This window comes from Archangium primigenium (genome assembly GCF_016904885.1).
Lineage (GTDB): Bacteria > Myxococcota > Myxococcia > Myxococcales > Myxococcaceae > Cystobacter > Cystobacter primigenius.
This window is the reverse complement of record NZ_JADWYI010000001.1, coordinates 4,453,369-4,477,965: the sequence shown is the minus strand read 5'-3', so window position 1 is coordinate 4,477,965 and position 24,597 is coordinate 4,453,369. Positions and strand designations below refer to the sequence as shown.

Below are 24,597 nucleotides of genomic sequence, written 5' to 3'. Positions count from 1 at the left end.
GCGCCGCGACATGATGCCGCACCCGGTCCGTCCCCTAGGGGCCATGCGTACCGGGTGGTATCCCTCGCGAGGAGAGGAGACCTCATGAAGAACTTGGCGGAAGAGTGGACGCGGCGGTTGCTCGTCGATGCGGGCGTGCGCGAGGGCATGCGCGTGCTCGACATCGGTTGTGGCGGAGGCAACGTCACCTTCCTGGCGGCGGAGCTCGTCGGGGCACGGGGGCACGTGGTGGGCCTCGATCGGGACGCGGCGCCACTCGAGGCGGGACGCCAGCGCGCCCGCGAGCTCGGGGTGACGCATGTCGACTTCGTGTGCGCCGACCTGGGCTCACCGTTGGAGGGGCACGGGCCATTCGACGCGGTGATTGGACGGCGCGTGCTGATGTACCAGCCCGACGCGGTGGCCTGCCTCACCCGGCTCGCCGCCGTGCTGGCGCCCGGGGGCCTCATCGTCCTGCAGGAGCATGACGCGACGGCGATGCCCGTGTGTCAGCCGGAATTGCCGCTGCACCGCCAGGTGAGCGGCTGGATGTGGGAGACCGTCGCGCGCGAGGGCGCGGACCTGCGCATGGGCCTGCACCTCGCCCCGGCGCTGGAGAAGGCCGGGTTCACGGTCGAGCGGGTCCGCGCCGAGGCCACCGTCCTCACGCCCACGCAGTCGCACCCCATTGGCCACATCCTGCGCGCCATGCGCGGGCGCATCGTGGAGAAGGGGGTCGCGACCGAGGAGGAACTCGCGCTGGACACGATCGACGCGCGGCTCGCCGAGGAGCTGCGGACGGCCCACGGCACCTGCCTCTGGGAGATGGTGTTCGGCGCCTGGGCGCGAAAGGCCGGCTGAGCTCAGAAGGTGCCGGCCAGGCCCACCGCCGCGCCCCGGGACGAGAAGCTCACCAGGGGCTGGATCGTCCGCGGCTTCCCCCCATGCTCGGTGACCTCGTAGCCGATGATGGCGCCGAGCATCATGAAGGGCATGGGGATGAGGACGGACATGAAGAACGGGCCCAGGTGCTCGTAGCCGATGGAGGCGTTGATCAGCAGGCCCGCCGCGCAGCCCACCAGAGCACCCAGGAAGGGTCCCGCCCACCGCGCTTCGCCGCCCATGAGCTGTCCAGGGATATAGGCCCCCAGGGCCACGGCGCTCCCGAAGGGGACGAAGAAGGCGGCGTAGGTCAGGGACGTGTTGTCCGCGAGCATGCGGGCCCCGCTCGCGGCGATGAGTCCGACGAACGTCCCCACGAACTGGCCCACGAGGACGCCGCCCATCTCCGCCAGGATGCGCAGCACGGCGGGGGGGCGTTCGGACGCGTCCAGCAACCGCGCGGACTCGGGCACGAAGGACTCGCTCGGCGCCTCCGTCGTCTCCGCGGGAACGTCCTCGTCGGCGGGCGCTTGCCCCGCGAGGCTCGGGAGCGGAACGAGCAGCAGCAGGGACAGCAGGGACCACAGGAGAAGGGTCGGGACGACACGCGCTTGAGGGATCATGCCCGGGCCCCTTTGCAATCCATGCGCCGACACACCGTTCCCCTCGGAAACGAGGCCGCCGCGACCTGGGCGTGGCCCGTCCCGCTCCACTCCATGCATGACACGGATGACCCTAGCCCCGACCATCGGTGAAGCACATGCAGTGCGGGAGCGCCACGAGAGCGGAGCAGTCCCACTCGGCCCGGCCGTGCGGATAAGCTCGTGCACACCATGAAGCTCCACCTTTGTCTCCTCTGCGCCGTCCTCCTTGCCCTGCCGGGCTGCTTCATCGTCCGTCATGATGCCCACAGACCTCACAAGGACGACCGGGACCGGCCCGGTTGCCGGCCCAGTGAGTACTGGGATGGGCACCATTGCCGACACAAGGGCAAGGGGAAGGGCGCGCGCAAGCACGACCACTGACGGGTCCGCCCAAGGCCCGGACCCCGCGCATGACCCGGTGAACGCGTCCCCTGGGCCACTCACGTTCTCTGACGCCCTCTCGGGGCACTGTCATCTCAGCCCGCGGGCGCCCTCAATTCCCGGCGGAGGATCTTCCCCACGTTGCTCTTGGGCAGCTCGGCGCGGAACTCGATGAGCTTGGGCCGCTTGTAGCCCGTGAGCTGCTCCCGGCAGAACGCCTGCAATTGCTCCTCGGTGAGCGCCGCGTCCTTCTTCACCACGAAGAGCTTCACCGCCTCGCCCGAGCGCTCGTCGGGCACGCCCACGGCCGCCACCTCCAGCACGCCGGGGTGCGCGGCCACCACGCCCTCGACCTCGTTGGGATAGACGTTGAACCCAGACACGAGGATCATGTCCTTCTTGCGGTCCACGATGCGCAGGAAGCCGCGCTCGTCCATGACCCCGATGTCGCCAGACTTGAGGAAGCCGTCCGCCGTCATCACCCGGACCGTCTCCTCCGGGCGGTTCCAGTAGCCCGCCATCACCTGGGGGCCGCGGATGCAGATCTCCCCGGGCTCGTGCAGCGCCACGTCCCTGCCCTCGTCATCCCGCAGGGCGACCTCGGTGGACGGCAGTGGCATGCCGATGCCTCCGGAGAACTCCGGGGCGGTGACCGGATTGCTCGCCACCCCGGGCGACGTCTCCGTCAGGCCATAGCTCTCGATGAGCGGCACGCCCGTGAGCGCGAACCACTTCTCCGCCACCGCCCGCTGCGCCGCCTCGCCTCCGGTGTTGGCGATGAGCAACTGGGACAAGTCCAGCCGGCCCAGCTCCGGATGGTGGAGGAGCGCGTTGAAGAAGGTGTTCACCGCCGGCAGCACATGCAGGGGCCGCCCCGCCAGTGTCTGGATGATGCCCGCCAGGTCCCTCGGGTTGGGGAGGAGGATGTTCAGCGCGCCCAGCCGCATGCCCAGCAGCGCGCAGTTGTTGAGCGCGTAGATATGGTAGAGCGGCAGCACGCACACGAAGGTCAGGGGTTGATCGGGCCGCTTGCGCAAGGCGGGCCGCAGCCAGGCCTCGGTCTGCGCCAGGCTCGCGAGGAGGTTGCGGTGCAGCAGCATCGCGCCCTTGACCACGCCCGTGGTGCCGCCCGTGTATTGGAGGAAGGCGACGTCCTCTGGCGATACCGGAACGGGCGTGAATGACAGCGATTGGCCCTCGGCCAGCACCCGCTCGAAAGGAATGGCCTCGGGCAGGACGGAGGCACTCCCCGGCGCGCCCGCGGAGACCGTCACCACGTGCCGCACGGCCGTGCGCCCCTGGACCTTCTGGAAGGTGGGGACGAAGGCCTCCAAAATGACGAGCGCCACCGCCCCGCTGTCCTGGAGTTGGTACTCCAGCTCGCGCGGGGTGAAGAGCGGGTTGACGTTCACCACGGTGCAGCCCGCGCGCAGGAGGGCCGCGACCCAGACGGGATAGGCCAGGGTGTTGGGCATCATGAGCGCCACGGCCGCGCCTCGCCCGAGCCCCCGGGCCTGAAGCCACGCCGCCACCTGGCGTGACCGGGCGTCCAGCTCGCCGTAGGTCAGGGATTGGCCCAGGCACTCGAACGCCGGACGCTCGGCGAACTGGTGGAAGGACGCCTCCAGGAACTGGACGAGCGAGGTGGAGCGCGCACCGTCGATCTCAGCGGGAACTTCCGGGGGATAGTGATTGAGCCAGCGCTTCTCCACGTGGGGATCTCCTTGCCACTCCGAGGGCGTCGGATGATGGCACAGGCCGCCTGCTCTCCGAGAGAGCTGGTGAGAATGGCCGGGCCAACGGAAGGAGCGGTCGTTACCTTGCCTTCATGGCCGCCGCTCGACCCGTCCGACCGCCCTGGAAGTCTGGCTTCGTGCTCGTGTGCAAGAAGTGCTCGGGCAACGACAAGATTGATCTGCGCAAGTGGCTCGAGCACAAGCTGCGCGCCGAGGGGCACGAGGATGACGTGCACATCCTCAAGATGAGCTGCATGGACATCTGTCCCAAGGCCCGCGTCATGGCGGTGATTCCGCCGGGCCAGGGGGGCTCCACGGGCGGCTGCTATGCGGTGGATCCCGTGAGCGAGCGGGAAGATTTCTACCAGCAGATCCTGAAGATTCTTCCGGACACCCTGCCGGACACCCACTAAGCCCTTCAGGGTTTCAGCCGGACCTTTTCAACCGCACCCACGTGGCGCCCCATCCGCCATCGGCCTCGGAGGCGGACCGGAACGACTCGACCTCGGGCAATCGGGGGAGCAGCGTCTGGACCGTGCGCCGCAGCGCGCCCGTGCCCTTGCCGTGGATGATGCGGATGTCCAGCACGCCCGCGTCCCGGCACGCCCGCAGGTACTCCGTCACGACGTCCTTCACGTCCTGGGGGCGGAAGAGGTGCAGGTCCAGGGTCCCGTCCAGAGGCAGCGCGACCGGCGCCTCGGGGTCGAAATCGTCGTCGGACCCGTCCCTGTCCTCCTCAACGCCCACGGCGCGCGCGCTCTGACTCGTCGTGACGACGCAGTGCTTCCTGCCGCCGCCGCTCCAGCGCGCTCTGATACTCGCTCTCCAAGGTGGAGACCTCGCTACGCAGGGCGGAAAAATGTTTACGCACGTCTTCCCAGCTATCTCCCGCTCGCACGGTTTGGGCCTGGGACTCGACCCCCGAGCCGGCACCACCGGCCGCTGCCATGCGTACCACCATCGCCGCGACTAGGACCGATTTCATGCTTCTCCCTTGAAGCAAGCCGCGTGCCAATGGTCAGAGCTGTTGAGGGCCCCACGAGCGAAGCGTACCCCGGGACGGAGGGTGATCAAGAGCCCACACCCGGAGTGTTTCGCCTACGCGACATGACGCTCCGCGCAAGCTGCACGGCGGTGAGGGGCGCGCTGCCCTCGGCCTTGTTGTTCAGGGTGATGAAGACCGGCCGGCCCAGGTTGAGCGCGGCGGTGGCCACGCGGGCGAGTCCCTCCCGGGTCCTCGGGTCCTCGTCCACCAGGCGGTCGAAGGGGAAGTAGCGCTTCCTCGCCTCCTCGTAGTCCAGGTTCGGCGGCAGCATCCACCGGGCGACCAGCGCGGGGCCCTGGAGGGCCCGGAGGCGCACCGCCTGCTTCTCCACGGGGGGAAGGTTCTTCCACACGGCCAGCACCGGCGCCGCCCCCACGTCCGCGAGCGCCTGGGCCAGGGCCTCGGTCATCAGGGCCTCGTTGCGCACCTCGACGGCATAGAGCGGCCCCCGGGGCAGCGCCGCGAGGAAGGCGTGCAGCCGCTCGATGAAGGGGGCCGCGCCGCCCAGTTCCTGCACGTCCTGCGGCGGCAGTTGGAAGACGATGGGGCCCGCCTTCTCCCCCAGGCCCTCCACACACGGCGCCACCACGAGGTCCGTGGCGTAGGCGGCGTCCAGGAAGCGCTCGTTGGGCTGACCTCGCACGTCGCCATAACGCGCGTGCAGCGGCCAGCGGGCGAGCGTGCAGGCTTCATGGGCCTTCACGAGGAAGCGGAAGCCCTCGGGCACCTGGGCGGCGTACTCCGCGAAGGTGGTGGCCGGGATGGGGGCGTAGAACGTCCGGTCCACCCCCACGGTGCGCAACACGGGGTGCCGGGCGTAGGCCGCGAGCCCCTCCCGGGACAGGCGCGCGGGCGTGGCCTCCCGGTCGTAGACGAGCCCCGACCAGCCCGGAAAGGTCCAGGAGGACGTGCCCAGGAAGAGGCCCGCGGGCAGCCCCTGCCCCAGCGCCTGGACGTCCTCGGGCTGCCCGGCGGGCCCCACGGGCTCGCCCCGGCTCCGGCGGCCCTTGGGCCCCCCGGGGCTGGGCGCTCCGGTGAAGAGATCGAGTTGGGAAGGATCCTGCTCGGCCATGGCGCGCTCCTCGTGACTCTATTTCTAGAGTACGGCGGAACGGCCAGACTTCCAAGGTTCTCTCGCGGGAAACACGTCGGGACGGGCGCGCGGCGCACGCGTCCCCTGGAGGGCGGGCGGGAGGGCGTGGGGTCAGGCGCCGCCGGAGCGGTCCGCCGCCACGCCGCGCACGGTGTGCACCGCGGCGTCCACCTCGGCGAGGATGCGGCGGGCGTGCGAGAGGAAGGCCTCGCCCGCGGGCAGCAGGCGCATCCCCCGGGCGGTGCGCTCGAAGAGCGGCGCGCCCAGTTCATCCTCGAGCGCCAGGATGTGACGGCTGAGCGGCGGCTGGGACAGGTGGAGCCGGCGCGCGGCACGGCCCACGTGGCCTTCCTCGGCCACCGCGACGAAGGATTGGATGTGCGTGAGGCTCACGCGTCCAAGTCTAACCGCTTCCCGGTCCCCCCGCCTCATGCGCATCCAGCATTGGACGCCGGGCGCGGGGCGCGGCCACCGTGGCGCCATGGGCATTCCATTGATGAAGGACGGAGAGGTCGAGCGGCTGCGCCTGGCGGGCCGGGCGGCGGCCGGGACGCTCGCCTACGTGGCGTCGAGGCTGGCACCGGGCATCACCACGGCGGACATCGACGGGTGGGTGCGCGAGGACACGGCCCGGCGGGGCGGCACCCCGAGCCAGCTCGGCTACAAGGGCTTTCCGGCGGCCGTCTGCACGAGCCGCAACCACGTGGTGTGCCACGGCATCCCCCGCGCGGACGAGCGGGTGGGCCCCGGGGACATCCTCAACGTGGACGTCACCACGTGCCTCCATGGCTTTCATGGCGACACCTCGGCCACGTTCCTCATCGGCGAGGTGTCCGACGAGGCCCGGCACGTGGTGGACGTGGCGCGGCGGTGCCGGGACGCGGGCATCGCCGTGGTGCGCCACGGGGCGAAGCTCGGGGACATCGGCGCCGCCATCCAGGAATTGGCCCAGCAGGAGGGCTGCAGCGTGGTGTCCGAGTTCGGCGGCCATGGCATCGGCCACCAGATGCACGGGCCGCCCCATGTGTCCCACGTGGGCAAGAAGGGCACGGGCATCACCCTGCGCTCGGGCATGGTCATCACCATCGAGCCCATGGTGAACCTGGGCCGCGCGGGCATCCGCCTGCTGCCGGACGGGTGGACGGTCGTCACCGAAGACGGCCGCCTCTCGGCGCAGTTCGAGCACACCGTGCTCATCACCCGCGAGGGGTGCGAGGTGCTCACCCCGACGCCCGAGGACTTCCCGGGCGCGTGAGGTAGAAGGGGCGGCATGGACCTGCGCTTCATCGACCCCGCCCACCCCCTCTATCCCCAGGAGTTGGAGCTGCGCTACCAGGTGCTCCGGGCGCCGCTCGGCATGGATCGCGCCTCGGTGAAGTTCCCCTTCGACGCGCAGAGCCTGCACCTGGTGGCCGTGGAGGGCCCGCCCGAGGCCCTGGAGGTGGTGGGCTGCGTGCTCTTCCACCCCGAGGGCCCCCACACCGGGCGGCTCTTCCAGATGGCCGTGAGCCCCACGCGCCAGCGAGGGGGCCTGGGCGCGCGGCTGGTGCGGCACCTGGAGGAGGCGCTCCGGGCGCGCGGCATCCAGGAGGTGACGATGCACGCGCGCGCCCACGTGGCGGGCTTCTACGGCACGCTCGGCTACGCGGTGTACGGCGAGCCGTTCGTGGAGGTGGGCATCCCCCACGTCCACATGCGGCGGCGCCTGGACGCCGCGCCCTGAGTCACGGCGTGCCCACGAGCTCGCGCACCACCTGCAGCATGCGCGAGAGCGTGAAGGGCTTGGGCACGAAGGCCGTGCACGGCAGGTGCTTCCAGAACGAGGGCGGCGCCGCGCTCATCATCACCACGGGCACCGCGCTCAGCCGCGCGTCCTGGCGCATCGCCGCGAGCAGCTCCGGCCCGTTCATCGACGGCATCATGTAGTCGAGCAGCACCAGCGCGGGCAGCTCCTCCGCCATGCGGTCCAGGGCCTGGCGGCCGTTGAACGCCACCTGGACGCGATAGCCCTCGTCCTGGAGGAGATCCCTCAAGGCCTCGGCCATTCCGAACTCGTCATCGACGATGAGAAGCGGGCCCATGACCTATTGGCCCCGCGGGAGGAACGGAGACCTGGCGACTCCCGTCAGAAGCTGCTGCCCCTCCTCGAGCACGGGCCCCACCTCCAAACCCGTCGATCCGATCAACAGCTCGCGGAAGGACGGATCGTAATCACTGGTGCGCATCTTGAGCACACACACGAAGCGCCGCAGCTGGGCGTTGAGCTCCACGGTGCGCAGGTAGAGGGTGTTCTCGGCCACCATCGACAACCCCTGGAGCGGGAAGCGCAGCTGGGGTCCGAAGGCGGACGGCGTCTCCGCGGAGAACAGCAGGGTCACGTCCCGCTGGCGGCACTCGCTCACCAGCGCCGCGAGGAAGCGCACCACCCGGTCCCGCTGGCTCGCGGCCTTCTGGAGCGCGTCGTACCCATCCAGGAAGAGCCGGCGCACCCGGCGCTCGCGCACGAGCGTCAGCAATTGCGTGCCCAGCTTGTCGAGCAGGTTCTCGGTGGGCGGCCGGAAGCTCACCTCGAACGTGCCCTGCTTCATCAGGGGCAGCAGGTCCACGCCAATGCCGCGGGCCTGCTCGATCATGCGCGTCGGGGAGTCGTAGAAGGCGAAGTAGTGGCTGAGCTCCCCCCGGCGGGCGCCTTCCGCGAGGAAGTTCACGCCCAGCAGCGTCTTGCCTCCACCCGGGGGACCGAACAGGAGCGTGGTGCTCCCCGAGGCCACGCCGCCCTGGAGCATCGTGTCCAGCCCCGGCACGCCGAACGGCCGCCGCAGCGAGGGCGGCTGCTCCTCTCCCCCGATGTCCGCCACCATGCTCTCCAGGCGCGGGTAGACGACGAGCCCATCGGCGGTGATCTCGAAGCCGTGCCGGCCGAGCAGGTGGGGGCCGCCCCGGAACTTGCGCACGTACAGCTCGCGCCGCGTGCGCACGCCCTGGGTGCGCTGCTGCAGCACGATGAGGCCATCCACCATGGTGTGCTCGGCCCGCAGGCCCTTGCCCGCCCCCGTGGTGAGGATGAGCGTGGTGCACTCCAGCAGGTGCGTCACCACCTGGAGGCTGTGGATGAAGCGCTTGAGGGCCTGCGGCGACGACGCCACCTCCTCCGCGGCCACCAGGCCATCGAGCACCAGCAGGGACGCGCCCCGAATCCGGATCTCCTTGCGGATGAGCTCCAGCAGGGCCTCCAGCCCACCGTCCTCCAGCGCGTTGAAGGCGCTCACGTAGGTGACGGTGTCGGGAATGCGGTTGGTGTCGAAGAAAGACAGCGTGTGCATGTTGGAGACGAGCTCCGCGTGCGACTCGGCCAGCAGCGTGACGTACAGCACCCGCTCGCCCTGGCGGATGTGATGGAAGCACGTCTGGTTGGCGAGGATCGTCTTGCCCGCTCCTGGCAGTCCCATGACCATGTACGTCCGGCCCCGGAGGAAGCCCCCGTGGAGCACGGTGTCGAGGCCGGGAATACCCGTGGAGATCCGTTGCCTCGGCCCTGGACCACCTGCAGTCATCGCTCTTTCTCTTTCTGGCTCAACGCGCTGGGACCCCTGGCGCTAGCACAGCTTGCTACCTGGGAACAGGGTGTTGACGAGCCCTGAACACAACAAGGGCATACCCCCCGCGACCCCACCGTCTGATGCCCAACTCGGCGAGGGAGCATCCGCCTCCCACGCCATGGGCACTGGTAAGGCCAAGGGCGAGGAGGAGCCCCCATGTCCGGTCCCTTGAGTGAGTCCGAGTTGGAGCACATCCATGCCTACTGGCGCGCCGCCAACTACCTGTCCGTGGGGCAGATCTACCTGCGCGACAACCCGCTGCTCACCCGGCCCTTGAAGCTCGAGGACATCAAGCCCCGGCTGCTGGGGCACTTCGGCACCACGCCCGGGCTCAACTTCATCTACGTGCACCTCAACCGCGTCATCCGGCGGCACCAGGCGCGGATGATGTACCTCATCGGCCCGGGCCACGGCGCCCCCGGCATCATCGCCAACACCTTCCTGGAAGGCTCCTACACGGAGACCTATCCCAACATCGAGCGCAACGCGGACGGGCTCAAGCGGCTGTTCCGCCAGTTCTCCTGGCCCTACGGCGTGCCCAGCCACAACGCCCCCGAGGTGCCCGGCTCCATCAGCGAGGGAGGGGAGCTGGGCTACTCGCTGCTGCACGCCTACGGGGCGGCGTTCGACAACCCGGACCTCATCGTCGCGTGCGTGGTGGGCGATGGCGAGGCGGAGACGGGTCCGCTCGCGGCCAGCTGGCACTCGAACAAGTTCCTCAACCCCATCACGGATGGCGCGGTGCTGCCCATCCTCCACCTCAACGGCTACAAGATCGCCAACCCCACCCTGCTCGCGCGCATCGAGCCGGACGAGCTCGAGGCGCTCTTTCGCGGCTACGGCTACCACCCTTATGTCCTGGAGGGCAGTGATCCCCAGGACATGCACTCGCGCATGGCCGAGGTGCTCGACACGATCCACCAGGAGATCCGCGACCTCCAACGCCAGGCGCGCGAGCGCAACGACCCGACCCGGCCCCGCTGGCCGATGCTCATCTTGCGCACGCCCAAGGGCTGGACCTGTCCCGCGGTGGTGGACGGCAAGCCGGTGGAGGGCACGTGGCGCGCCCACCAGGTGCCGCTCGACGAGGTGCGCACCAACCCCGAGCACCTGCGGCTCCTGGAGGAGTGGCTGCGCAGCTACCGGCCCGAGGAGCTGTTCGACGAGCGGGGCACCCTGCACGAGCACCTGGCGGAGCTGGCCCCCAAGGGCCGGCTGCGCATGGGCGCCAACGTCCACGCCAACGGGGGCCAGCTGCTGGTGCCGCTCGCCCTGCCCCACTTCCGCGACTACGCGGTGGCCGTGGACACGCCCGGCGCGGGCGAAACGAGCGCCACGAAGGTGCTCGGCGGCTACCTGCGCGACGTCATGCGCGAGAACCTGCCCCAGAAGAACTTCCGCATGTTCGCCCCGGACGAGAACGCCTCCAACCGGCTCCAGGACGTCTACGCCGCGAGCGGCAAGCGGTGGAACGCCCGCTACGAGGACGTGGACGAGTCCCTGTCCGTCGACGGCCGGGTGATGGAGGTCCTCAGCGAGCACCTGTGCCAGGGCTGGCTCGAGGGCTACCTGCTCACCGGCCGACACGGGTTCTTCTCCTGCTACGAGGCGTTCATCCACATCATCGACTCGATGTTCAACCAGCACGCCAAGTGGCTCAAGTCCGCGAAGGACCTGGCCTGGCGCGCGCCCATCGCCTCGATGAACTACCTGCTGAGTTCCCACGTGTGGCGGCAGGATCACAACGGCTTCTCCCACCAGGATCCAGGCTTCATCGACCACGTGGCCAACAAGCGCGCGGACACGGTGCGCATCTACCTGCCCCCGGACGCCAACACCCTCTTGTCCGTGGCGGACCACTGCCTGCGCTCCAAGAACTACGTGAACCTCATCATCGCGGGCAAGCAGTCCGCGCCGGTGTGGCTGGACATGGTGAGCGCGGTGCGCCACTGCTCGCTGGGCATCGGTGTCTGGGATTGGGCCAGTCACGAGGGCGAGGGCGAGCCGGACGTGGTGATGGCCTGCGCGGGCGACGTGCCGACCCTGGAGACCCTGGCGGCGGTGACCGTGCTGCGCGCGTGGGCGCCGGAGCTGACCGTGCGCGTCGTCAACGTGGTGGACCTGTTCACCCTGGAGCCCGTGTCGGGCCATCCGCACGGCCTCAATGACTGCGACTTCGACCGGCTCTTCACCCGGGACCGGCCCGTCATCTTCGCCTTCCACGGCTACCCCACCATCATCCACAAGCTCACCTACAACCGGGCCAACCACGAGAACTTCCACGTCCACGGCTACAAGGAAGAGGGCACCACCACCACGCCCTTCGACATGACCGTGCTCAACGACCTGGACCGCTACGCGCTCGCCTTCGACGCCATCCGCCGGGCCCACAACACGAAGCACCGCGAGGCCGAGGCCGAGCAGCGGCTGTCCGAGGTGCGCCAGCGGCACAAGCTCTACGTCTCCGAGCATGGCGAGGACATGCCGGAGGTGCGCGACTGGAAGTGGACGGCGCGATGATCCTCGTCATCAACAGTGGCTCGTCCTCGCTCAAGTTCGGCCTCTACGACGGCGCGGCGACGCCCGCCCGCCCCGTGTTCAAGGGGGTCGTGCGGGGCATTGGCGGCGCCCAGGGCTCGCTCGACCTCCAGGACGCGAAAGGCCAGGCCGTCGCCCAGGAGTCGGCCCGCTTCGCCACCCAGGAGGACGCCTTCCGGCGCGTCGCGGAGACGCTGGACACATTCGGCCACCCCACGCCGTCCGCGCTGGGCCACCGCGTCGTGCACGGCGGGCCCCACCTGCTCGAGCATCAGGCCCTGACGGACGACGTGCTCCATGTCCTGGAGGAGGCCACCCACTTCGCGCCCCTGCACATCCCCCCGGCGCTCACCCTCATCCGCGATGCGCGCGCGCGCTATCCCGGCGTGCCGCAGTTCGCCTGCTTCGACACGGCCTTCCACCGCACCCTGCCCGAGGAGGCCGCCGTCTATCCCCTGCCCCGCGCGTACCGCGAGCAAGGCGTGCACCGGTACGGCTTCCACGGCCTGTCGTACGAGTCCATCGTGCGGCAGCTCGAACCCCGGGTGCCGGAGCGCACCGTGGTGGCCCACCTGGGCAGTGGCGCGAGCCTCGCCGCACTCCACCAGGGCCGCTCCGTGGACACGTCCATGGGCTTCACCCCCACCGGCGGCATCCCCATGGGCACGCGCTCGGGAGACCTGGACCCCGGCGTGCTGCTGTGGTTGCAGCGCCAGGCCCATCTGGACACCGCCGCCCTGGAGTCCCTGGTCAACCACGACGCGGGCCTGCACGCGCTCTCGGGGGGCACGAGCGACCTGCGCGCGCTCTCCCAGGCGGCCCAGGGGGGAGACGTCCAGGCCCGGCTCGCCCTGGACGTCTTCACGCGCGCCATCGCCAAGACGGTGGGCGCCTACGCGACGGTGCTCGGGGGCATCGACCTGCTCGTGTTCACCGGGGGCATCGGGGAGAACAGCCCCGAGGTGCGCGAGCGGGTCCTCGCCCGGCTCGCCTTCCTGCGCATGGACGTGCGCGTGCTCCCGAGCGACGAGGAGGAGCGGATCGCCCACCACACGCACCGGCTCGCTACTCACTCGGCTCCTCGGTGTTGATGAGCTCCGGCGGCTTCACGGGCTCCAGCGTGCGCACCTGCGCGCGCACCGGCCGCCTGGCGCGCTCGTAGGCCTGGAGCTTCTGGGGCTCGCCCGTGGTCAACGCCCGCTCCACGGCCGCCAGGACCCGCACGTCCAGCCAGCCCTCCTCGCCATCCGGCTCCGGATCCCGGTTCTCCAGCACGCATTGGGAGAAGTACTCCGTCTCCCCGCCGAACTGCTCCGTCGGGCGGTGGCTGCGCTGGTCCTTGTTGCCGCCGATGACGGTCCGGTAGGCGATGCCCTGGTCCGGCCCGTACATGTACGCCGGGGACACCTCCACCGAGCCCTTGTCCCCGACGAGCTCGTAGCGCTGGGACGTGCTGTGGCTGTAGCTCACCACGAACTGGGCGAGCCGCTCCCCCGGGAACTTGAGCGTGACGGACACCACATCGTCGAAGTTCATGTGCCGCTCGGAGATGCGCAGCCCCGTGGCACGCACCTCGATGGGCTCGGCGCCGAAGAGGTTGCGCACGGCGTTGATGGGATAGGGCCCCATGTCCGGCACGGGTCCCGCCCAGTAGCCGCTGTGCGCCCGGTGGTTGGACTCACGCACCATTTGAGAGAACGTCGAGTTGAACAGGCTCACGCGGCCGAACTCCCCGGCCCGCACCCGCTCGATGAGCTCCACCGTGCCCGGCTCGAAGTGCAGCCGGTAGGCGACCATCAACTTCGCGCCCGACTTCTTCGCCGCCGCCCGCATCGCCTGGCAGTCCGCCTCGCTGGTGGCCATGGGCTTCTCCAACAGCACGTGGATGCCCGCCTCGAGCGCGGGAATCACGTAGGGCGTGTGCAGGTGGTTGGGCGTGGCCACGTAGACGGCGTCGCACTCCCCGGAGGCCAGGAGCTTCGCGTAGTCGTCATAGTGATAGCTCTTCAGCCCGTACTTCTTCGCCAGCCGGTCCGCCTTGACCGGGTCCCCCGTCACGAGCGCGGTCATCTCCGAATTCCGCGTCCGCGCGATCCCCGGCATGAAGGCCATCTGGGAGATGGAGCCTCCCCCCACCACCGCGTAACGAACCCTGGGCCCCTTCACCTCGCGCGCCATACCGCCTCCTGGGGAAAAGAACGTTCCACGTCAAAGGTAGGGATGCGCCCCCCCAGGAGAGGCGGGGAGGTGTGTGCCCTTCGCTCGTCCGCTCGAACGCCGCCCCGATATGTCGGCCCGCGCCGGACGTTCCCGGGTCCAAGCGGACATGTCCGCCGGGAGGGCAGCCCAGATGCGGATGTGGAGTGTCGTGCTCGTGGGACTCGTCTCGCTGGCCTGCGGGTGCGCCGCGGGCTTCAAGGAGCTGGAGATTCCGGAGGAGGAGGCCGTCTACGACGCCCCCCTGGAGGAGATCTGGCCCGGGGTCCGCCAGTTCTTCACCGACAACCGACTGTCCTTCCGCGAGGACACGGGCAACTTCCGGCTCCAGACGGAGTGGCGCGAGGAGTTCGGCGGCTCGCGGGTGGCGGGCTTCTGGCACCGCTACCTCGTGGTGGGCCAGCGCGAGACGCCCACCCGCGCCAAGGTGTGGGTCATCCGCGTCACCCGGAGCGCCAACCAGACGCTGTCCCGGGCGGGCCGCGAGCTGGACTGGGGCATCAGCCGGGCCGTGGGCTCGGCGGGTGGCGGGGGCAGCGGCGGCCCCGGGGGCTCGATGCTGAGCATCGAGGATCTGGCGGACAACACGGACAAGCCCGTGGGCGACATCGCCATCATGAACGGCTCGGCCCAGAGCTCGCGCGACCTGGTGATGGAGTGGAAGGTCCACCGGGCGGTGGCGCCCCTGCTCGCGAAGCAGGAGACGGCGGCCCCGAAAACCCAGACCCAGACCCTGTCGCCGCCCGTGCCCCCGCCGTCCCTGGCGGTGGAGTGCGGACAGTCCATCATCGGCCTGTACGCCCAGGCCAAGGCGGGCCACGTGCTGCTGTTGGGGGAGCTGCACGGCACCCAGGAGGTGCCCCGCTTCGTCGCCCAGGCGGCCTGCCAGAGCGCGTCCAATGGCCTGCCGGTGACGGTGGGCCTGGAGCTGCCGGTGGAGCACCAGGAGCGCGTGGCCGCGTTCGTGCGCAGCGCGGGCATGCCGGAGGATCTCGCCCGGCTCATGGAGGCGGACTTCTGGCGCAACCCCTACGCGGACGGGCGGAGCAGCGAGGCCATCGTCAACGTGCTGGAGCAGCTGCGCCGGCTGCGGGCCCAGGGCCAGGACGTGGACGTGTTCGCGTTCGACCACCCGCTGCTCAAGGGTCAGCCCCACGAGGACCGGATGGCCGGGACGGTGCTCGCGCGGCTCCAGGCGGAGCCCCAGCGCCTCTTCCTGGTGGTGACGGGCAACATCCACGCGCGCACCACGCGGGGCGTGCCCTGGGACAAGGACTTCCAGCCCATGGGCGCGCGGGTGGCCCAGGCACACCCCACCGTGGTGGGGCTGGACGTGGCCTACGCGAGCGGCACGGCGTGGATCTGCTCGGTGGAGGGCGCCCGGCAGAAGCTCGCGTGTGGCGAGCGCCCGGCCAAGGGCAAGGACAACGGGGACCGCTTCTTCGTGCACCTGTTCGGCAAGCGCAGCCGGGACGGCTACCACGGCGTCTTCTACGTGGGGCCCATCACCGCCTCCCCCCCGGCGGTGCGGTGACGGGCCCGGGCGCTCAGGGCGCGGTGGCCAGGACGTGGGCGCCCGTCCAGTCGCGGCGCAGCGTGAGCCACGCCCGCCGCGTGCTGGCGTCATACGAGGCGAAGTAGTCCGCGTCCGCCTGGAGCGTCACGCCGTCCAGGGTCAGCCGCGCGGGGACCGCGTCCAGGCCGCGCACGAGGAAGGTGGGGTTCTTGAGCGTGCCCGCGGCGGCGTTGAGCGTCACGGAGAAGGCCCCGCCCGAGGCGGCCTGGAGCTCGTGGACGCCGTACGTGCTGTTGTAGCCGGACAGCGCGTAGTTCACGGTGTCGGTGCGGCCCACGCCGCCCGGCCCCTGGGCCACCACGCTGCCCTGCGTGGCGGTCAGGCGCGAGCCGAGCAGGCGCTCCACCTCGGTCACCTGCGTGTCCACCGTGCCCGCGCTCTGGCGGCCCATCACCATGAACACCGAGTAGCTCTGGTAGGGGTGGCCCACGCCCATGCTCTCGTAGCCGTAGCCGTAGTAGGACGCGCTGCCCACGGCGCCGTACATGAGGCCCCAGGCGAGGCGCTTGCTGCGCGTGGGCTGGGTGTCGCTCATCTCGTACTGGCACAGCTGGTAGGGCCAGTTCCAGTTGGGCGGCATCATCCACGAGCCGAAGACGTCGGACTCGGCGCGGTTCTCCGAGACGTGGCCCCAGTTGTTGTGGAACCAGGTGCCGCCCGTGTTGTGCTGCATCCAGTCGAGCGTCTGCACGATGCCCATCTCCGCGTCGGCCGAGCGCGACCAGGCCCCGGCGTAGGGCACCACGTTGAGCTGCGTGTAGTCCCACTTGCTCTGGGCGGTGAGCGGCTCGTCGCGCGAGAAGAAGCGGCGCTTGTCGCCCCACTTCACGCCATCCACCCAGGCCTGCGTGCCATCCCCGTCCCAGGCGATGTCACCGTAGGGCGTGCGCGAGTCCGCGCTGAAGTTCATGCCCCCGGGGCCCGCGGCGCTGCTGTCGAAGGTGACGGCGTAGACGGGGTGGTCGCGCCCCGTGGCGAAGAACCACTGCACCGTCGTCTTGACCGGGATGCCGCCGATGGGAATCTGCCAGGTGAACTCGTGCACCGCGTGGTGCCGGCCCAGGAAGACCTGGCGGTAGTTGCCCGGGATGTTCGAAGACGTGCGCACCGAGCCATCCCCGCCGTGGCTCACCACATACCCCCAGCCGTTCCACACCCAGCCCGGGCCGGAGCTGGCCCCCGTGCCCGTGGACACCCGCTCCTGCTGGCCCACCCGGTAGCGGAACTGCCGCAGCATGCCGCCGTGGCTGCCGCCCGGGTCCATGCCGGTGTTGCGCGTGAGCACCGCCGCGCGCGGCTCGCCCCGCGCGTCCAGCCACCGGTAGACGTCCGAGTTGTACTGGCCGGGCTGCTCGTTCGCCCAGGTCAGCGGCGCCCAGGTGGCGGCCGCGGGCGGCTCGGGTGGCTCCTCCACCGGCACGATGGGCTCGTCGGTGGGAAGCGGCTCGTTCGTCGGTCCGGGAAAGGGCGGCGGCAGCGGGATGTCCACCGCCAGGCCCGCCGAGGCCGTGGGCGCCGTGGGCGCCTCGGCCCAGGCGGACCCGGCGCAACCCGTCAACACCCACAGCGATACGCGAGCCCAACGGCCAACAACGGGACGACTCATCATGGGGGGTCCTTGTCTGTCTTGGAGCGGCGAACCGAGGGGGAAACGGCACGCGGCGGCACTGCTCACCACGTGACAAGTCAACCACCGCAACCCCGGAAGTCAAAACAAACCAGATTAGGCAATTATTATACATTGGGCGGAAAGCGCCCCCCTCGGGGGTGCCCGCTCGCTCCCTGGATGCGCAAGGTGTGGGGCGACATGCGCGTCTCGACTCCCCTGCCCCTCACCCGGGTGCTGCTCTGGGCCTGCCGAGGCGGCCTGTGTGCCTTCCTCGGGCTCTACACGCTGTGCGCCGTGTTCAACATGCAGCTGGGCTACCAGGGCAACGCCAACAGCGACCTGACGGCCCTGGTGTGGCGCGAGTTCCGGGGGGACGTGCTCCGGCAGGTGGCGCGGCTGCTCACGGCCCACACGGTGCTCGGGCTGCTCGCGGGGCTCCTGTTCGGTCTGGGGGCGTGGGGCGCGCGGGCCGAGCGGCGCGCCCGGGTGTTCCTGGGCGTCTTCGGCGCGAGCCTCGTCCTCGCGCTGCTCGCCTGTCTGGGGGACATCGCCCAGCACCCGCACCTGTATGCCGCCACGCTCTACGAGCGGGCCGCCTGGACGAAGGCCGTGCTGCTGCGCGTCAGCGGCACCGAGCCCGCGCCCTGGCGCGCCGGGGCCTTGCTGCTCGTCGCCTCGGGGCCTGTCCTGGCCTGCTGGCGCGTGCTCGCCCACCGTGACCCCGCGTGGGAGGGACGGCGGCTCGCGCGCCCGTTGGGCGTGATGGTGGTGGGCGCGGTGGTCGCGGGGCTGCTCCTCGCGTGGAATCCCGCCCCCGTCGCGGCGCCGACGCGCTCCCGGCCCAACCTGCTCATCCTCGCCTCGGACGGGCTCCGGCCGGATCACCTCTCGGGCAATGGCTATCCCCGGCCGACGTCGCCGAACATCGATCGGCTGCTGCGCGAGGGCAGCCAGTTCGAGCAGACGCTCATCCAGATTCCGCGCACGGGCCCCTCGTGGACCACGTTGCTCAGCGGCCAGTGGGCGGGCCAGCATCCCATCCGCCACACCATGGTGGGCCCCGAGGCCCGTGCCGCCTCCTTCCCCACGCTCGCCACCGCGCTGGGCGAGGCCGGCTGGCGCACGGCGGTGCTGTCCGACTACGCGGGGGACATCTTCTCGCGCCTGCCCCTGGGCTTCGCGCACGTGGAGGCCCCGGCCTTCAACTTCCCGGACCTCATCCGCCAGCGCATGCTCATCACCCAGGTGACGCTCCTGCCCTGGACGGCGCTCGTGCCCGCCTTCTTCCCCGAGCGTCAGCAGTTCCCCGAGCTCACGGATACGAGCCCGCTCGCGGCGAGCACCCGGCGCGCGCTGGACGACTTCCAGCGGGACGAGGCGCCCTTCGCGCTGCTCGTCTTCGCCTCGGTGACACACTTTCCCTACGCCGCGCCCCACCCGTACGAGGGCCGCTTCCTCGCGCCGGGCGAGCGCGGACCCTGGCGCTTCGGGGCCACGCCCCAGATGGAGCCCGCGCCCGCGCCCCCGACGCCCTCGGACGTGGCGGCCCTGGTGGCCAACTACGACGCGGGCGTGCTCGCCTTCGATGCCTTCGTGGGGCGGACCCTGGAGGAACTGGAGCGGCGGGGGCTCGCGGACAACACGCTGGTGGTCATCCTCTCGGACCACGGCGAGCACCTGGAGGAGAGCGACCGGGGCCTCGGCCATGGCGAGCACCTGTGGGGCTCGGAGGCGCTGCGGGTGCCCTTCATCCTGCGCTGGCCGGGCCAGGTGGCCGAGGGCCGCACGCTCCCCACCCGCGCGCGGGCCATCGACGTGGCGCCCACCGTGCTGGAATTGCTCGGCGTGCCCGCGCCCGCGCGCTTCCAGGGCCGCTCGCTGGCCGCGCAACTCGTGCCGGGCGGCGCGGTGCCGGAGGTGGAGGACCTGCCCGCGCTGCTGGAGACGGACATCTGGTTCTCCGACCGGGATGGCCAGCGCTACCAGGATTACCGCCTGCCCTATCCCTGGCTCTACGAGAGCATGACGGTGGACAAGGGCACGGGGGACATCCACCTCAAGCCCGAGTGGGAGGCGACGGTGGAGAAAGCCAAACACCGGGGCCTCTACCTGGGCCGCTGGAAGCTCTTGGAGTTGCCCACGCCCGGGGGTTTGCGCGTGGAGTTGTATGACGTCCAGGCGGACCCCGAGGAGCGCGACGAGGTCTCCGACCGGCACCCCGAGGTCGTCGCGTCCCTGCGCGCCCGGCTCCACCGCGAGCGCTCGTGGGATAGGGCCGACAGGAATTGAACACGTGAGCTTCCGCCCTCCATGACCCGTCCCTACCCTGCCCACCGGGCCGGAGAGGGACACATATGCGAGGGTTGTGGATCGCACTGGGATTGAGCGCCGTACTGGGTTGCACCCGAAGCACGGTGGAGGAGCCCCGCGCGCCGGACGTCTCGCCACCCCTCGTCACGGAGGCACCGCCAACTCCCGTCACGCCCTCCCCGGAGGCGCCTCCCTCCTCCTGTGCGCCGCACACCTGCGCGTCGGGCAGCGGCCTCTGCGGGGTCGTGTCCGATGGCTGCGGCGGCATGCTCGACTGTGGCGCCTGCGCTCCTCCCGCTACGTGCACTCCCCAGTCGTCCTGCGGTGGACTCGGCAGCAGCCGGTTCTGTGGCCTCGTGACGGACAACTGTGGCGGCACCCTCGACTGTGGCACGTGCTCGGGCTCGCAGAAGTGCGGCGCCGCCGAGGGCTCGCCCAACACGTGTGCCACCCCGCCGGCCCTGGCCTCCTGCACCGGCCTGGCGCCCATCGCGGACCTGGAGCCCATCAGTGGGGGCGTGCGCGGCGTGCGCCAGTGCTACGGCGGCTGGTGCACGAGCAACGGCTACATGGGCCGCGACAGCGTCACCGACCTGTGGGGCTTCGGCGACGACGATGTCTGGGCCGTGGGCAATGGCCTGGCGCTGCACTGGGAGGGCTCGTCGTGGCGCCAGGTGGAGCTGCCCGGCTACCAACGCCTCCAGGCCGTCTGGGGCGCGAACTCGCGGGATGTCTGGGCCGTGGGCGCCGAGGGCGTGGTGTCACGTTGGGACGGGACGCGCTGGCGCCGTCTGGACTTCACCTCGCGGGAGGATCTGACCGGCGTGTCCGGCACCTCCGCCGAGGATGTCTGGCTCGTGGGCCCCAACCTCGCGCTGCACTGGGATGGCCAGACCCTCCGCGAGACGCCCGGCTGGACGCCCGTCGAGCCGGAGTCGCACGCGGACGGCACGCCCTTCACCACCCATGTCTGGGCCCTGGGTCCCCAGGACGCGCTGGCCGCGGGCGGTGATGTCTGCCAGCGCTGGAATGGCCAGACGTGGTCGCGGACGGACTGTGGCGTGAAGGGGGCCCGGGATGTGTGGGCCAGCGGGCCCGACGACATCTGGGTCGTGGGGGGGCTCTACCAGGACTACGGCTCGGTCAGCTCCACCCGCTCGCACTGGGACGGACAGCGCTGGACGGCCCAGCGGACCTTCCAGGGCCTGGGCGACCTGGACTACGAGCACTTCAGCGCGCTCTGGGGCACGGGGCCCACGGACGTCTGGCTCAATGGCGTGCTGCACTTCGATGGCTCGAAGTGGACGCGCGTGTGCCGCACCCGGTCTCCCCATCGCGTCTGGGGCAGCGGCTCGGGCATCCTCTTCGGGTTCTCCGAGGAGCACGGGCTCGTGCGCTTCGATGGGGAGCGCTGGCGGCTCACGGCCTCCACCTGGCTGCGCGTGTCCACGGTCGGCGCGATGGAGGGAGATCGCGCCTGGGGCCTGACGCTCTCCGGCACCCGGCTCGCCTTCGATGGGTCGCGCTGGAGCGCGAGCAGCCAGGGAAGTGAGCCGCGACGCACCTACGGCCGTCCCTTCGGCACATCACCGGAGAACATCTGGAGCATTCAATGGGGCGAGGTGCCGCTCATCCAGTGGAATGGTCAGACGTGGAGCAACGCCCCGCCTATCTCGGACGCCCTCCTGTTCGGCTGGGCCGCGAGCCCCACGGCCGCCTTCGTCGTGGGCGTGCCGCCCCTGGAAAACACCTACTCGGTCTGGCGTTGGGATGGCACGACCTGGACGCGCGGGTTGCTCCCCCACATCCGGCCCACCTACATCCTCCAGGACATCTGGGGCAGCGGCCCGGATGACGTGTGGCTCGTGGGCTGGTATCCGACCAGCAACATTTCCGGCGAAGGCGAGGAGGTCGGCCTCGTCTTGCATTGGGATGGCCAGAGCTGGACGTCCGTGTACGAGCAGGCCGGTCACCACTTCCGGCGCGTGTCGGGCACCTCTCCCTCGAATGTCTGGATCCTGGACGCCCTCGACTCTTCCGACGAGGCGCCCGTGCGGGTCCTGCGGTGGGATGGGCGCACCTTCCAGTCCGCCGGGGAGTTCCCTCACGACTTGCCGGTGGGATTGCTCGCGGGCTCGGGCGCGGCGGACATGTGGATGGCGGTGCCGCAGCAAGAGTATGCCGGCACGCGGCTGTACCACTTCGATGGCCTGCGGTGGACGCCGCGCGCCCTCGTGCCCGGCCGCATCCGCTCCCTGAGCAGCAAGGGCGGCGTCATCTTCGCGGCGACCGAGGACGGCATCCTCTACGACTACCGGCCCTGAGCGCCTCAGAAGTCATACCGGACGCCCAGGCGCCCCTGACGGGGGGCCCGGGCGTCCTCGAGGCCGAGCAGATTGTAGACCTCGAGGGAGAAGGACAGCGCGGCGCGGCTTGGCCGGGCGTACCCCACCACCCACCGCGCATCGACGTCGTGCTCCCAGGGGGTCCGCTCCGCGCCCGTCGGATCGAGCGGCGTGCCCGAGCGGCCCCGATACGCGAGGCCCAGGCTCGTGGACCAGGAGTTCGACAGCTCGAACTCCCGCGCGGCGAGCAGGCGCACCGTGTGCGTGCGGTCCAGGGGCAGGAACCCCGAGGCGTCTCCGGGCAGCGCGTCCGAGACCAACCGAGGCGCGAGGCCTCCGGCTCCGACGTCGGACAGCACGAAGGGCCCCGGGTCATTTCCAGACAGACGCGCCCAGGTATAGCTCGCCCGCAGCAGCCATCCCGACCAGCGCATGAAGAAGGGCCGCTCGAGCCAGAGCGACAGGGCGTCCCGGGTGCGTGACGCCGCGGGCACGCTCGTCGCCAGCCCTTGGCCCGGATTGCCCAGCAGCACGACGCCGTCCGGGCCCCGCACGTGCGCGAGGTCCGTGTCCAGCCAGTGGCGTGAGGCGCTCAAGCCGATCCGGCTCCGGAGCCACAGCTCGTACTCGGCGCCCGCGAGGAGTTCGTGGGACGCGGGCGCCGTGAGCTTCGGGTCGATGACGCCCGACCCGGGCAGGGCCGCGAGCAGTCCGAGCAGCAGCGGCCCCTGATACTTCGCGTAGTGCGCGAACAGCCGCATCCGGCCCTCACGCAGGGGGTCCGCGACGAGCCCCACCCGGGGTGACACCCCCTGCCCCACCGAGAAGGAGGTGCCCTGCTTCCAGGCGTTCACGGACTGCACGTCGTAGCGTGCGCCCGCGTTCACCGTCAGCCCGCGCAGGACATCCATGCTGGCCTGGAGGAAGCCACCCGCGCGAGTGCTGGTGTAGTCCTCCGTGCTCGCGCGGTCGGCGCTCGCCCCGGCTTGAAGCGTCAGGTGGAAGGGCGCCCACCAGGTGGCCTGGATCTGGGCCTGCTGACGTCGCAGCCCGCCCGGGGTCCGCCAGGCGCTCTGCCAGGTCCATCCCAGACTCGCCTCGGTGAACAGATGGCCGCCCAGGTCGAAGCCCCGGTAGCGCAGGGACGAGAGCGTGGTGAGCCCCTCCGCGCCCACCGGCTCCGCGCCACTCGCTCGCGCCGCGCTGGTGACGAGCGAGAGCGAGAGGTGGTGATGGGCGTCGTGGGCGTAGGTGAGCCGGGCGAGGGCCTGCGGGACGGGGGACTCGAGCGCCAGTCCCGGTGAGGAGGTCCAGCCGAGTCCCGGCGCCACCCCGGCGAAGAAGTACAACCGGTCCTTCACGAACGCGCCTCCCAGGGTCGCCCCCAGGTCCATCTGGGACAGGCGTCCCCCGGGAGTCCAAGTCCCGAACACCGAGCCGTGGAGTTCGTTGCTCCCCTCGGGTGTCGTGACCTCGATCACGCCCCCCAGCCCATTGACGCGTCCGGCCTGGTGCCCGCCCGAGAGGATGCGGGGAAGGTCCTGAAGCAGCTCCACGCTCAGAGGCAGTGGGTTGAGGCCCAGCACGGGATCCTGCAGGAAGAGCCCGTCCAGCACGTACGGGTTCTCGAAGAACGAGGCGCCTCGGATGGACACGCCCGCGCTTTCATCCTGAAGGCCCGGTGGCAGCCCCACGAGGCTGTCGAAGGAGCGCACCCGGGCGCCCGGCGCCGTGGGGGGACTCACCGGGAGGAGCCGGTAGAATTCCCTGCCCGCTTCGTCCGCCCAGCCCGTCTCCGTGGAGCCGATGTCGACGACCGGGGGCCCGCAGGGATGGACATAGATATAGGAGAGCTCGGTTTCGACGCGAAGCTCCACGTCCAGGAGGGACGCGGCCTCCGTCACGGCGACGTCGTACCGACTGAGCGGCTTGAAGGCCTCCCCGTCGAAGCGCAGGGTGTAGCGCCCCTCGGGCAGCGCCTCGAAACGGTACACGCCCTGGACGTCCGTGACCCCCACCGCCTCGCCCTGGAGGTTGGGAGACGTCGCGGTCACGACGACGTCCGGAAGGGGCTGCCCGGTCTCCGCGTCGCGCACGGTTCCCGACAGACGCTCCCGCGCCCAGGCCCCCGTCGCCGCGAGCAGCAGTCCGAGCACGAGCGCGCGCATCACTCCTCCATGGGTTCGAAATCCGCCTTGGAGGCGCCACAGTCCGGGCAGATCCAGTCCTCGGGCAGATCCGCGAAGGCGGTCCCGGCGGGAATGCCCGAGGTGGGGTCTCCCTCGGCGGGATCGTAGATGTGGTTGCACGGCAGGCAACGGTACTTGGTCAGGGCCATGGGCCCTCACCCTAGCAAATGCAACCTGGGCTAGGCTGGACCCGCTCCACCCTCCTACCCCCCGGGACTCCCCATGCGCTACACGCGAAAGAACGTCGCCGACCTGCTGCGGACGGTCAGCACGAAGCCCGACGTGTCCGGCTTCTCCTCCTGCCCCAGCTGGGGCTACGTGATCGTCGGCTCCGCCGGCGGCACCGCCTGGCAGAACATCAACAACCCCAACCACCGCATCTGCGAGGACGGCACCACGCCCTCGCCCGAGGATGCCGGTCGCGTCAACGCCGACTGCTCCGTGCGCTGAGGCA

Annotated in this window: 21 protein-coding genes; 10 read left to right on the top strand and 11 right to left on the bottom strand. The window is 70.7% G+C overall.

Annotation, left to right across the window (positions count from 1 at the left end; all coding sequences use genetic code 11):
- Nucleotides 1–84: 84 nt before the first annotated feature.
- The gene (locus I3V78_RS18635) at nucleotides 85–840 is read left to right on the top strand and encodes a methyltransferase domain-containing protein (RefSeq protein ID WP_204489816.1); all 756 of its coding nucleotides are present in this window, start codon (nucleotides 85–87) and stop codon (nucleotides 838–840) included.
- A 2-nt stretch (nucleotides 841–842) separates the two neighbouring features.
- On the opposite strand, the gene I3V78_RS18630 is transcribed toward I3V78_RS18635, so the two are convergent.
- Nucleotides 843–1,484, bottom strand: coding sequence for a hypothetical protein (locus tag I3V78_RS18630; protein ID WP_204489815.1), 642 nt, complete (start codon nucleotides 1,482–1,484; stop codon nucleotides 843–845).
- Between the two features lie 497 nt (nucleotides 1,485–1,981).
- The gene (locus I3V78_RS18625) at nucleotides 1,982–3,598 is read right to left on the bottom strand and encodes an AMP-binding protein (protein WP_204489814.1); all 1,617 of its coding nucleotides are present in this window, start codon (nucleotides 3,596–3,598) and stop codon (nucleotides 1,982–1,984) included.
- Nucleotides 3,599–3,759: 161 nt separating this feature from the next.
- Here I3V78_RS18625 and I3V78_RS18620 point away from each other — a divergent pair, with 161 nt between their 5' ends.
- Nucleotides 3,760–4,035 carry a (2Fe-2S) ferredoxin domain-containing protein gene (locus I3V78_RS18620; RefSeq protein WP_204489813.1) on the top strand — a complete coding sequence of 92 codons (276 nt, stop codon included), beginning with the start codon at nucleotides 3,760–3,762 and terminating at the stop codon, nucleotides 4,033–4,035.
- Nucleotides 4,036–4,048: 13 nt separating this feature from the next.
- Here I3V78_RS18620 and I3V78_RS18615 read toward each other — a convergent pair whose 3' ends face one another.
- The 3 genes from I3V78_RS18615 to I3V78_RS18605 all read right to left on the bottom strand — a co-directional run bounded on the left by I3V78_RS18615 (nucleotide 4,049) and on the right by I3V78_RS18605 (nucleotide 6,153).
- The gene (locus I3V78_RS18615; protein WP_204489812.1) at nucleotides 4,049–4,369 is read right to left on the bottom strand and encodes a Smr/MutS family protein; all 321 of its coding nucleotides are present in this window, start codon (nucleotides 4,367–4,369) and stop codon (nucleotides 4,049–4,051) included.
- A 323-nt stretch (nucleotides 4,370–4,692) separates the two neighbouring features.
- Nucleotides 4,693–5,739, bottom strand: a complete 1,047-nt coding sequence (locus I3V78_RS18610; RefSeq protein WP_204489811.1) for a DUF72 domain-containing protein — start codon at nucleotides 5,737–5,739, stop codon at nucleotides 4,693–4,695.
- Nucleotides 5,740–5,871: 132 nt separating this feature from the next.
- Nucleotides 5,872–6,153 carry a LysR family transcriptional regulator gene (locus I3V78_RS18605; protein WP_204489810.1) on the bottom strand — a complete coding sequence of 94 codons (282 nt, stop codon included), beginning with the start codon at nucleotides 6,151–6,153 and terminating at the stop codon, nucleotides 5,872–5,874.
- Nucleotides 6,154–6,241: 88 nt separating this feature from the next.
- On the opposite strand from I3V78_RS18605, the gene map reads away from it, so the two are divergent.
- Together map and I3V78_RS18595 are read left to right on the top strand one after the other, a co-directional pair.
- Entirely contained in the window at nucleotides 6,242–7,015 is a 774-nt protein-coding gene (gene map / locus I3V78_RS18600; protein WP_204496698.1) for a type I methionyl aminopeptidase, read from the top strand.
- A gap of 15 nt (nucleotides 7,016–7,030) precedes the next feature.
- The gene (locus I3V78_RS18595; RefSeq protein WP_204489809.1) at nucleotides 7,031–7,483 is read left to right on the top strand and encodes a GNAT family N-acetyltransferase; all 453 of its coding nucleotides are present in this window, start codon (nucleotides 7,031–7,033) and stop codon (nucleotides 7,481–7,483) included.
- Between the two features lies 1 nt (nucleotide 7,484).
- Here I3V78_RS18595 and I3V78_RS18590 read toward each other — a convergent pair whose 3' ends face one another.
- Both I3V78_RS18590 and I3V78_RS18585 read right to left on the bottom strand, forming a co-directional pair.
- Nucleotides 7,485–7,841, bottom strand: a complete 357-nt coding sequence (locus tag I3V78_RS18590) for a response regulator (RefSeq protein WP_204489808.1) — start codon at nucleotides 7,839–7,841, stop codon at nucleotides 7,485–7,487.
- A 3-nt stretch (nucleotides 7,842–7,844) separates the two neighbouring features.
- The gene (locus I3V78_RS18585) at nucleotides 7,845–9,314 is read right to left on the bottom strand and encodes a DUF7125 family protein (RefSeq protein ID WP_204489807.1); all 1,470 of its coding nucleotides are present in this window, start codon (nucleotides 9,312–9,314) and stop codon (nucleotides 7,845–7,847) included.
- Nucleotides 9,315–9,515: 201 nt separating this feature from the next.
- Between I3V78_RS18585 and I3V78_RS18580 the strand changes: the two genes are divergently transcribed.
- Together I3V78_RS18580 and I3V78_RS18575 are read left to right on the top strand one after the other, a co-directional pair.
- The gene (locus I3V78_RS18580; RefSeq protein ID WP_204489806.1) at nucleotides 9,516–11,879 is read left to right on the top strand and encodes a phosphoketolase family protein; all 2,364 of its coding nucleotides are present in this window, start codon (nucleotides 9,516–9,518) and stop codon (nucleotides 11,877–11,879) included.
- A complete protein-coding gene (locus tag I3V78_RS18575) occupies nucleotides 11,876–12,988 on the top strand; it encodes an acetate/propionate family kinase (protein WP_204489805.1) in 1,113 nt (370 codons plus the stop codon). The genes I3V78_RS18580 and I3V78_RS18575 overlap by 4 nt, the downstream gene beginning before the upstream one ends.
- Here I3V78_RS18575 and I3V78_RS18570 read toward each other — a convergent pair.
- Nucleotides 12,963–14,075, bottom strand: a complete 1,113-nt coding sequence (locus I3V78_RS18570) for a Gfo/Idh/MocA family protein (RefSeq protein WP_204489804.1) — start codon at nucleotides 14,073–14,075, stop codon at nucleotides 12,963–12,965. The genes I3V78_RS18575 and I3V78_RS18570 overlap by 26 nt on opposite strands.
- A 172-nt stretch (nucleotides 14,076–14,247) precedes the next feature.
- Between I3V78_RS18570 and I3V78_RS18565 the strand changes: the two genes are divergently transcribed.
- Nucleotides 14,248–15,648, top strand: coding sequence for a TraB/GumN family protein (locus I3V78_RS18565; RefSeq protein WP_204489803.1), 1,401 nt, complete (start codon nucleotides 14,248–14,250; stop codon nucleotides 15,646–15,648).
- A 13-nt stretch (nucleotides 15,649–15,661) separates the two neighbouring features.
- Here the strand turns inward: I3V78_RS18565 and I3V78_RS18560 are convergent, their stop codons facing one another.
- Nucleotides 15,662–17,251: a hypothetical protein gene (locus I3V78_RS18560; RefSeq protein ID WP_204489802.1), complete on the bottom strand. Its 1,590-nt coding sequence runs from the start codon at nucleotides 17,249–17,251 to the stop codon at nucleotides 15,662–15,664.
- 246 nt (nucleotides 17,252–17,497) lie between these two features.
- On the opposite strand from I3V78_RS18560, the gene I3V78_RS18555 reads away from it, so the two are divergent.
- Both I3V78_RS18555 and I3V78_RS18550 read left to right on the top strand, forming a co-directional pair.
- Nucleotides 17,498–19,588 carry a sulfatase family protein gene (locus I3V78_RS18555; RefSeq protein ID WP_239576479.1) on the top strand — a complete coding sequence of 697 codons (2,091 nt, stop codon included), beginning with the start codon at nucleotides 17,498–17,500 and terminating at the stop codon, nucleotides 19,586–19,588.
- Between the two features lie 377 nt (nucleotides 19,589–19,965).
- Nucleotides 19,966–21,933 (top strand): beta propeller repeat protein, encoded by a 1,968-nt coding sequence (locus I3V78_RS18550; RefSeq protein WP_204489800.1) that lies wholly within the window; start codon nucleotides 19,966–19,968, stop codon nucleotides 21,931–21,933.
- 5 nt (nucleotides 21,934–21,938) lie between these two features.
- On the opposite strand, the gene I3V78_RS18545 is transcribed toward I3V78_RS18550, so the two are convergent.
- Both I3V78_RS18545 and rd read right to left on the bottom strand, forming a co-directional pair.
- Nucleotides 21,939–24,122, bottom strand: a complete 2,184-nt coding sequence (locus I3V78_RS18545; RefSeq protein ID WP_204489799.1) for a TonB-dependent receptor — start codon at nucleotides 24,120–24,122, stop codon at nucleotides 21,939–21,941.
- The gene (gene rd / locus I3V78_RS18540; RefSeq protein ID WP_204489798.1) at nucleotides 24,122–24,292 is read right to left on the bottom strand and encodes a rubredoxin; all 171 of its coding nucleotides are present in this window, start codon (nucleotides 24,290–24,292) and stop codon (nucleotides 24,122–24,124) included. Before rd ends, I3V78_RS18545 begins: the two co-directional genes overlap by 1 nt.
- Nucleotides 24,293–24,365: 73 nt before the next feature.
- Here rd and I3V78_RS18535 point away from each other — a divergent pair, with 73 nt between their 5' ends.
- A complete protein-coding gene (locus I3V78_RS18535; protein ID WP_204489797.1) occupies nucleotides 24,366–24,593 on the top strand; it encodes a hypothetical protein in 228 nt (75 codons plus the stop codon).
- The last annotated feature ends 4 nt before the right edge of the window (nucleotides 24,594–24,597 follow it).

Coding starts and splice junctions, on each gene's coding strand:
- I3V78_RS18635 (WP_204489816.1), top strand. CDS start 85: ATGAAGAACTTGGCGGAAGAGTGGACGCGGCGGTTGCTCGTCGATGCG.
- I3V78_RS18630 (WP_204489815.1), bottom strand. CDS start 1,484: ATGATCCCTCAAGCGCGTGTCGTCCCGACCCTTCTCCTGTGGTCCCTG.
- I3V78_RS18610 (WP_204489811.1), bottom strand. CDS start 5,739: ATGGCCGAGCAGGATCCTTCCCAACTCGATCTCTTCACCGGAGCGCCC.
- map (WP_204496698.1), top strand. CDS start 6,242: ATGGGCATTCCATTGATGAAGGACGGAGAGGTCGAGCGGCTGCGCCTG.
- I3V78_RS18595 (WP_204489809.1), top strand. CDS start 7,031: ATGGACCTGCGCTTCATCGACCCCGCCCACCCCCTCTATCCCCAGGAG.
- I3V78_RS18590 (WP_204489808.1), bottom strand. CDS start 7,841: ATGGGCCCGCTTCTCATCGTCGATGACGAGTTCGGAATGGCCGAGGCC.
- I3V78_RS18585 (WP_204489807.1), bottom strand. CDS start 9,314: ATGACTGCAGGTGGTCCAGGGCCGAGGCAACGGATCTCCACGGGTATT.
- I3V78_RS18580 (WP_204489806.1), top strand. CDS start 9,516: ATGTCCGGTCCCTTGAGTGAGTCCGAGTTGGAGCACATCCATGCCTAC.
- I3V78_RS18575 (WP_204489805.1), top strand. CDS start 11,876: ATGATCCTCGTCATCAACAGTGGCTCGTCCTCGCTCAAGTTCGGCCTC.
- I3V78_RS18570 (WP_204489804.1), bottom strand. CDS start 14,075: ATGGCGCGCGAGGTGAAGGGGCCCAGGGTTCGTTACGCGGTGGTGGGG.
- I3V78_RS18565 (WP_204489803.1), top strand. CDS start 14,248: ATGCGGATGTGGAGTGTCGTGCTCGTGGGACTCGTCTCGCTGGCCTGC.
- I3V78_RS18555 (WP_239576479.1), top strand. CDS start 17,498: ATGCGCGTCTCGACTCCCCTGCCCCTCACCCGGGTGCTGCTCTGGGCC.
- I3V78_RS18545 (WP_204489799.1), bottom strand. CDS start 24,122: ATGCGCGCGCTCGTGCTCGGACTGCTGCTCGCGGCGACGGGGGCCTGG.
- rd (WP_204489798.1), bottom strand. CDS start 24,292: ATGGCCCTGACCAAGTACCGTTGCCTGCCGTGCAACCACATCTACGAT.
- I3V78_RS18535 (WP_204489797.1), top strand. CDS start 24,366: ATGCGCTACACGCGAAAGAACGTCGCCGACCTGCTGCGGACGGTCAGC.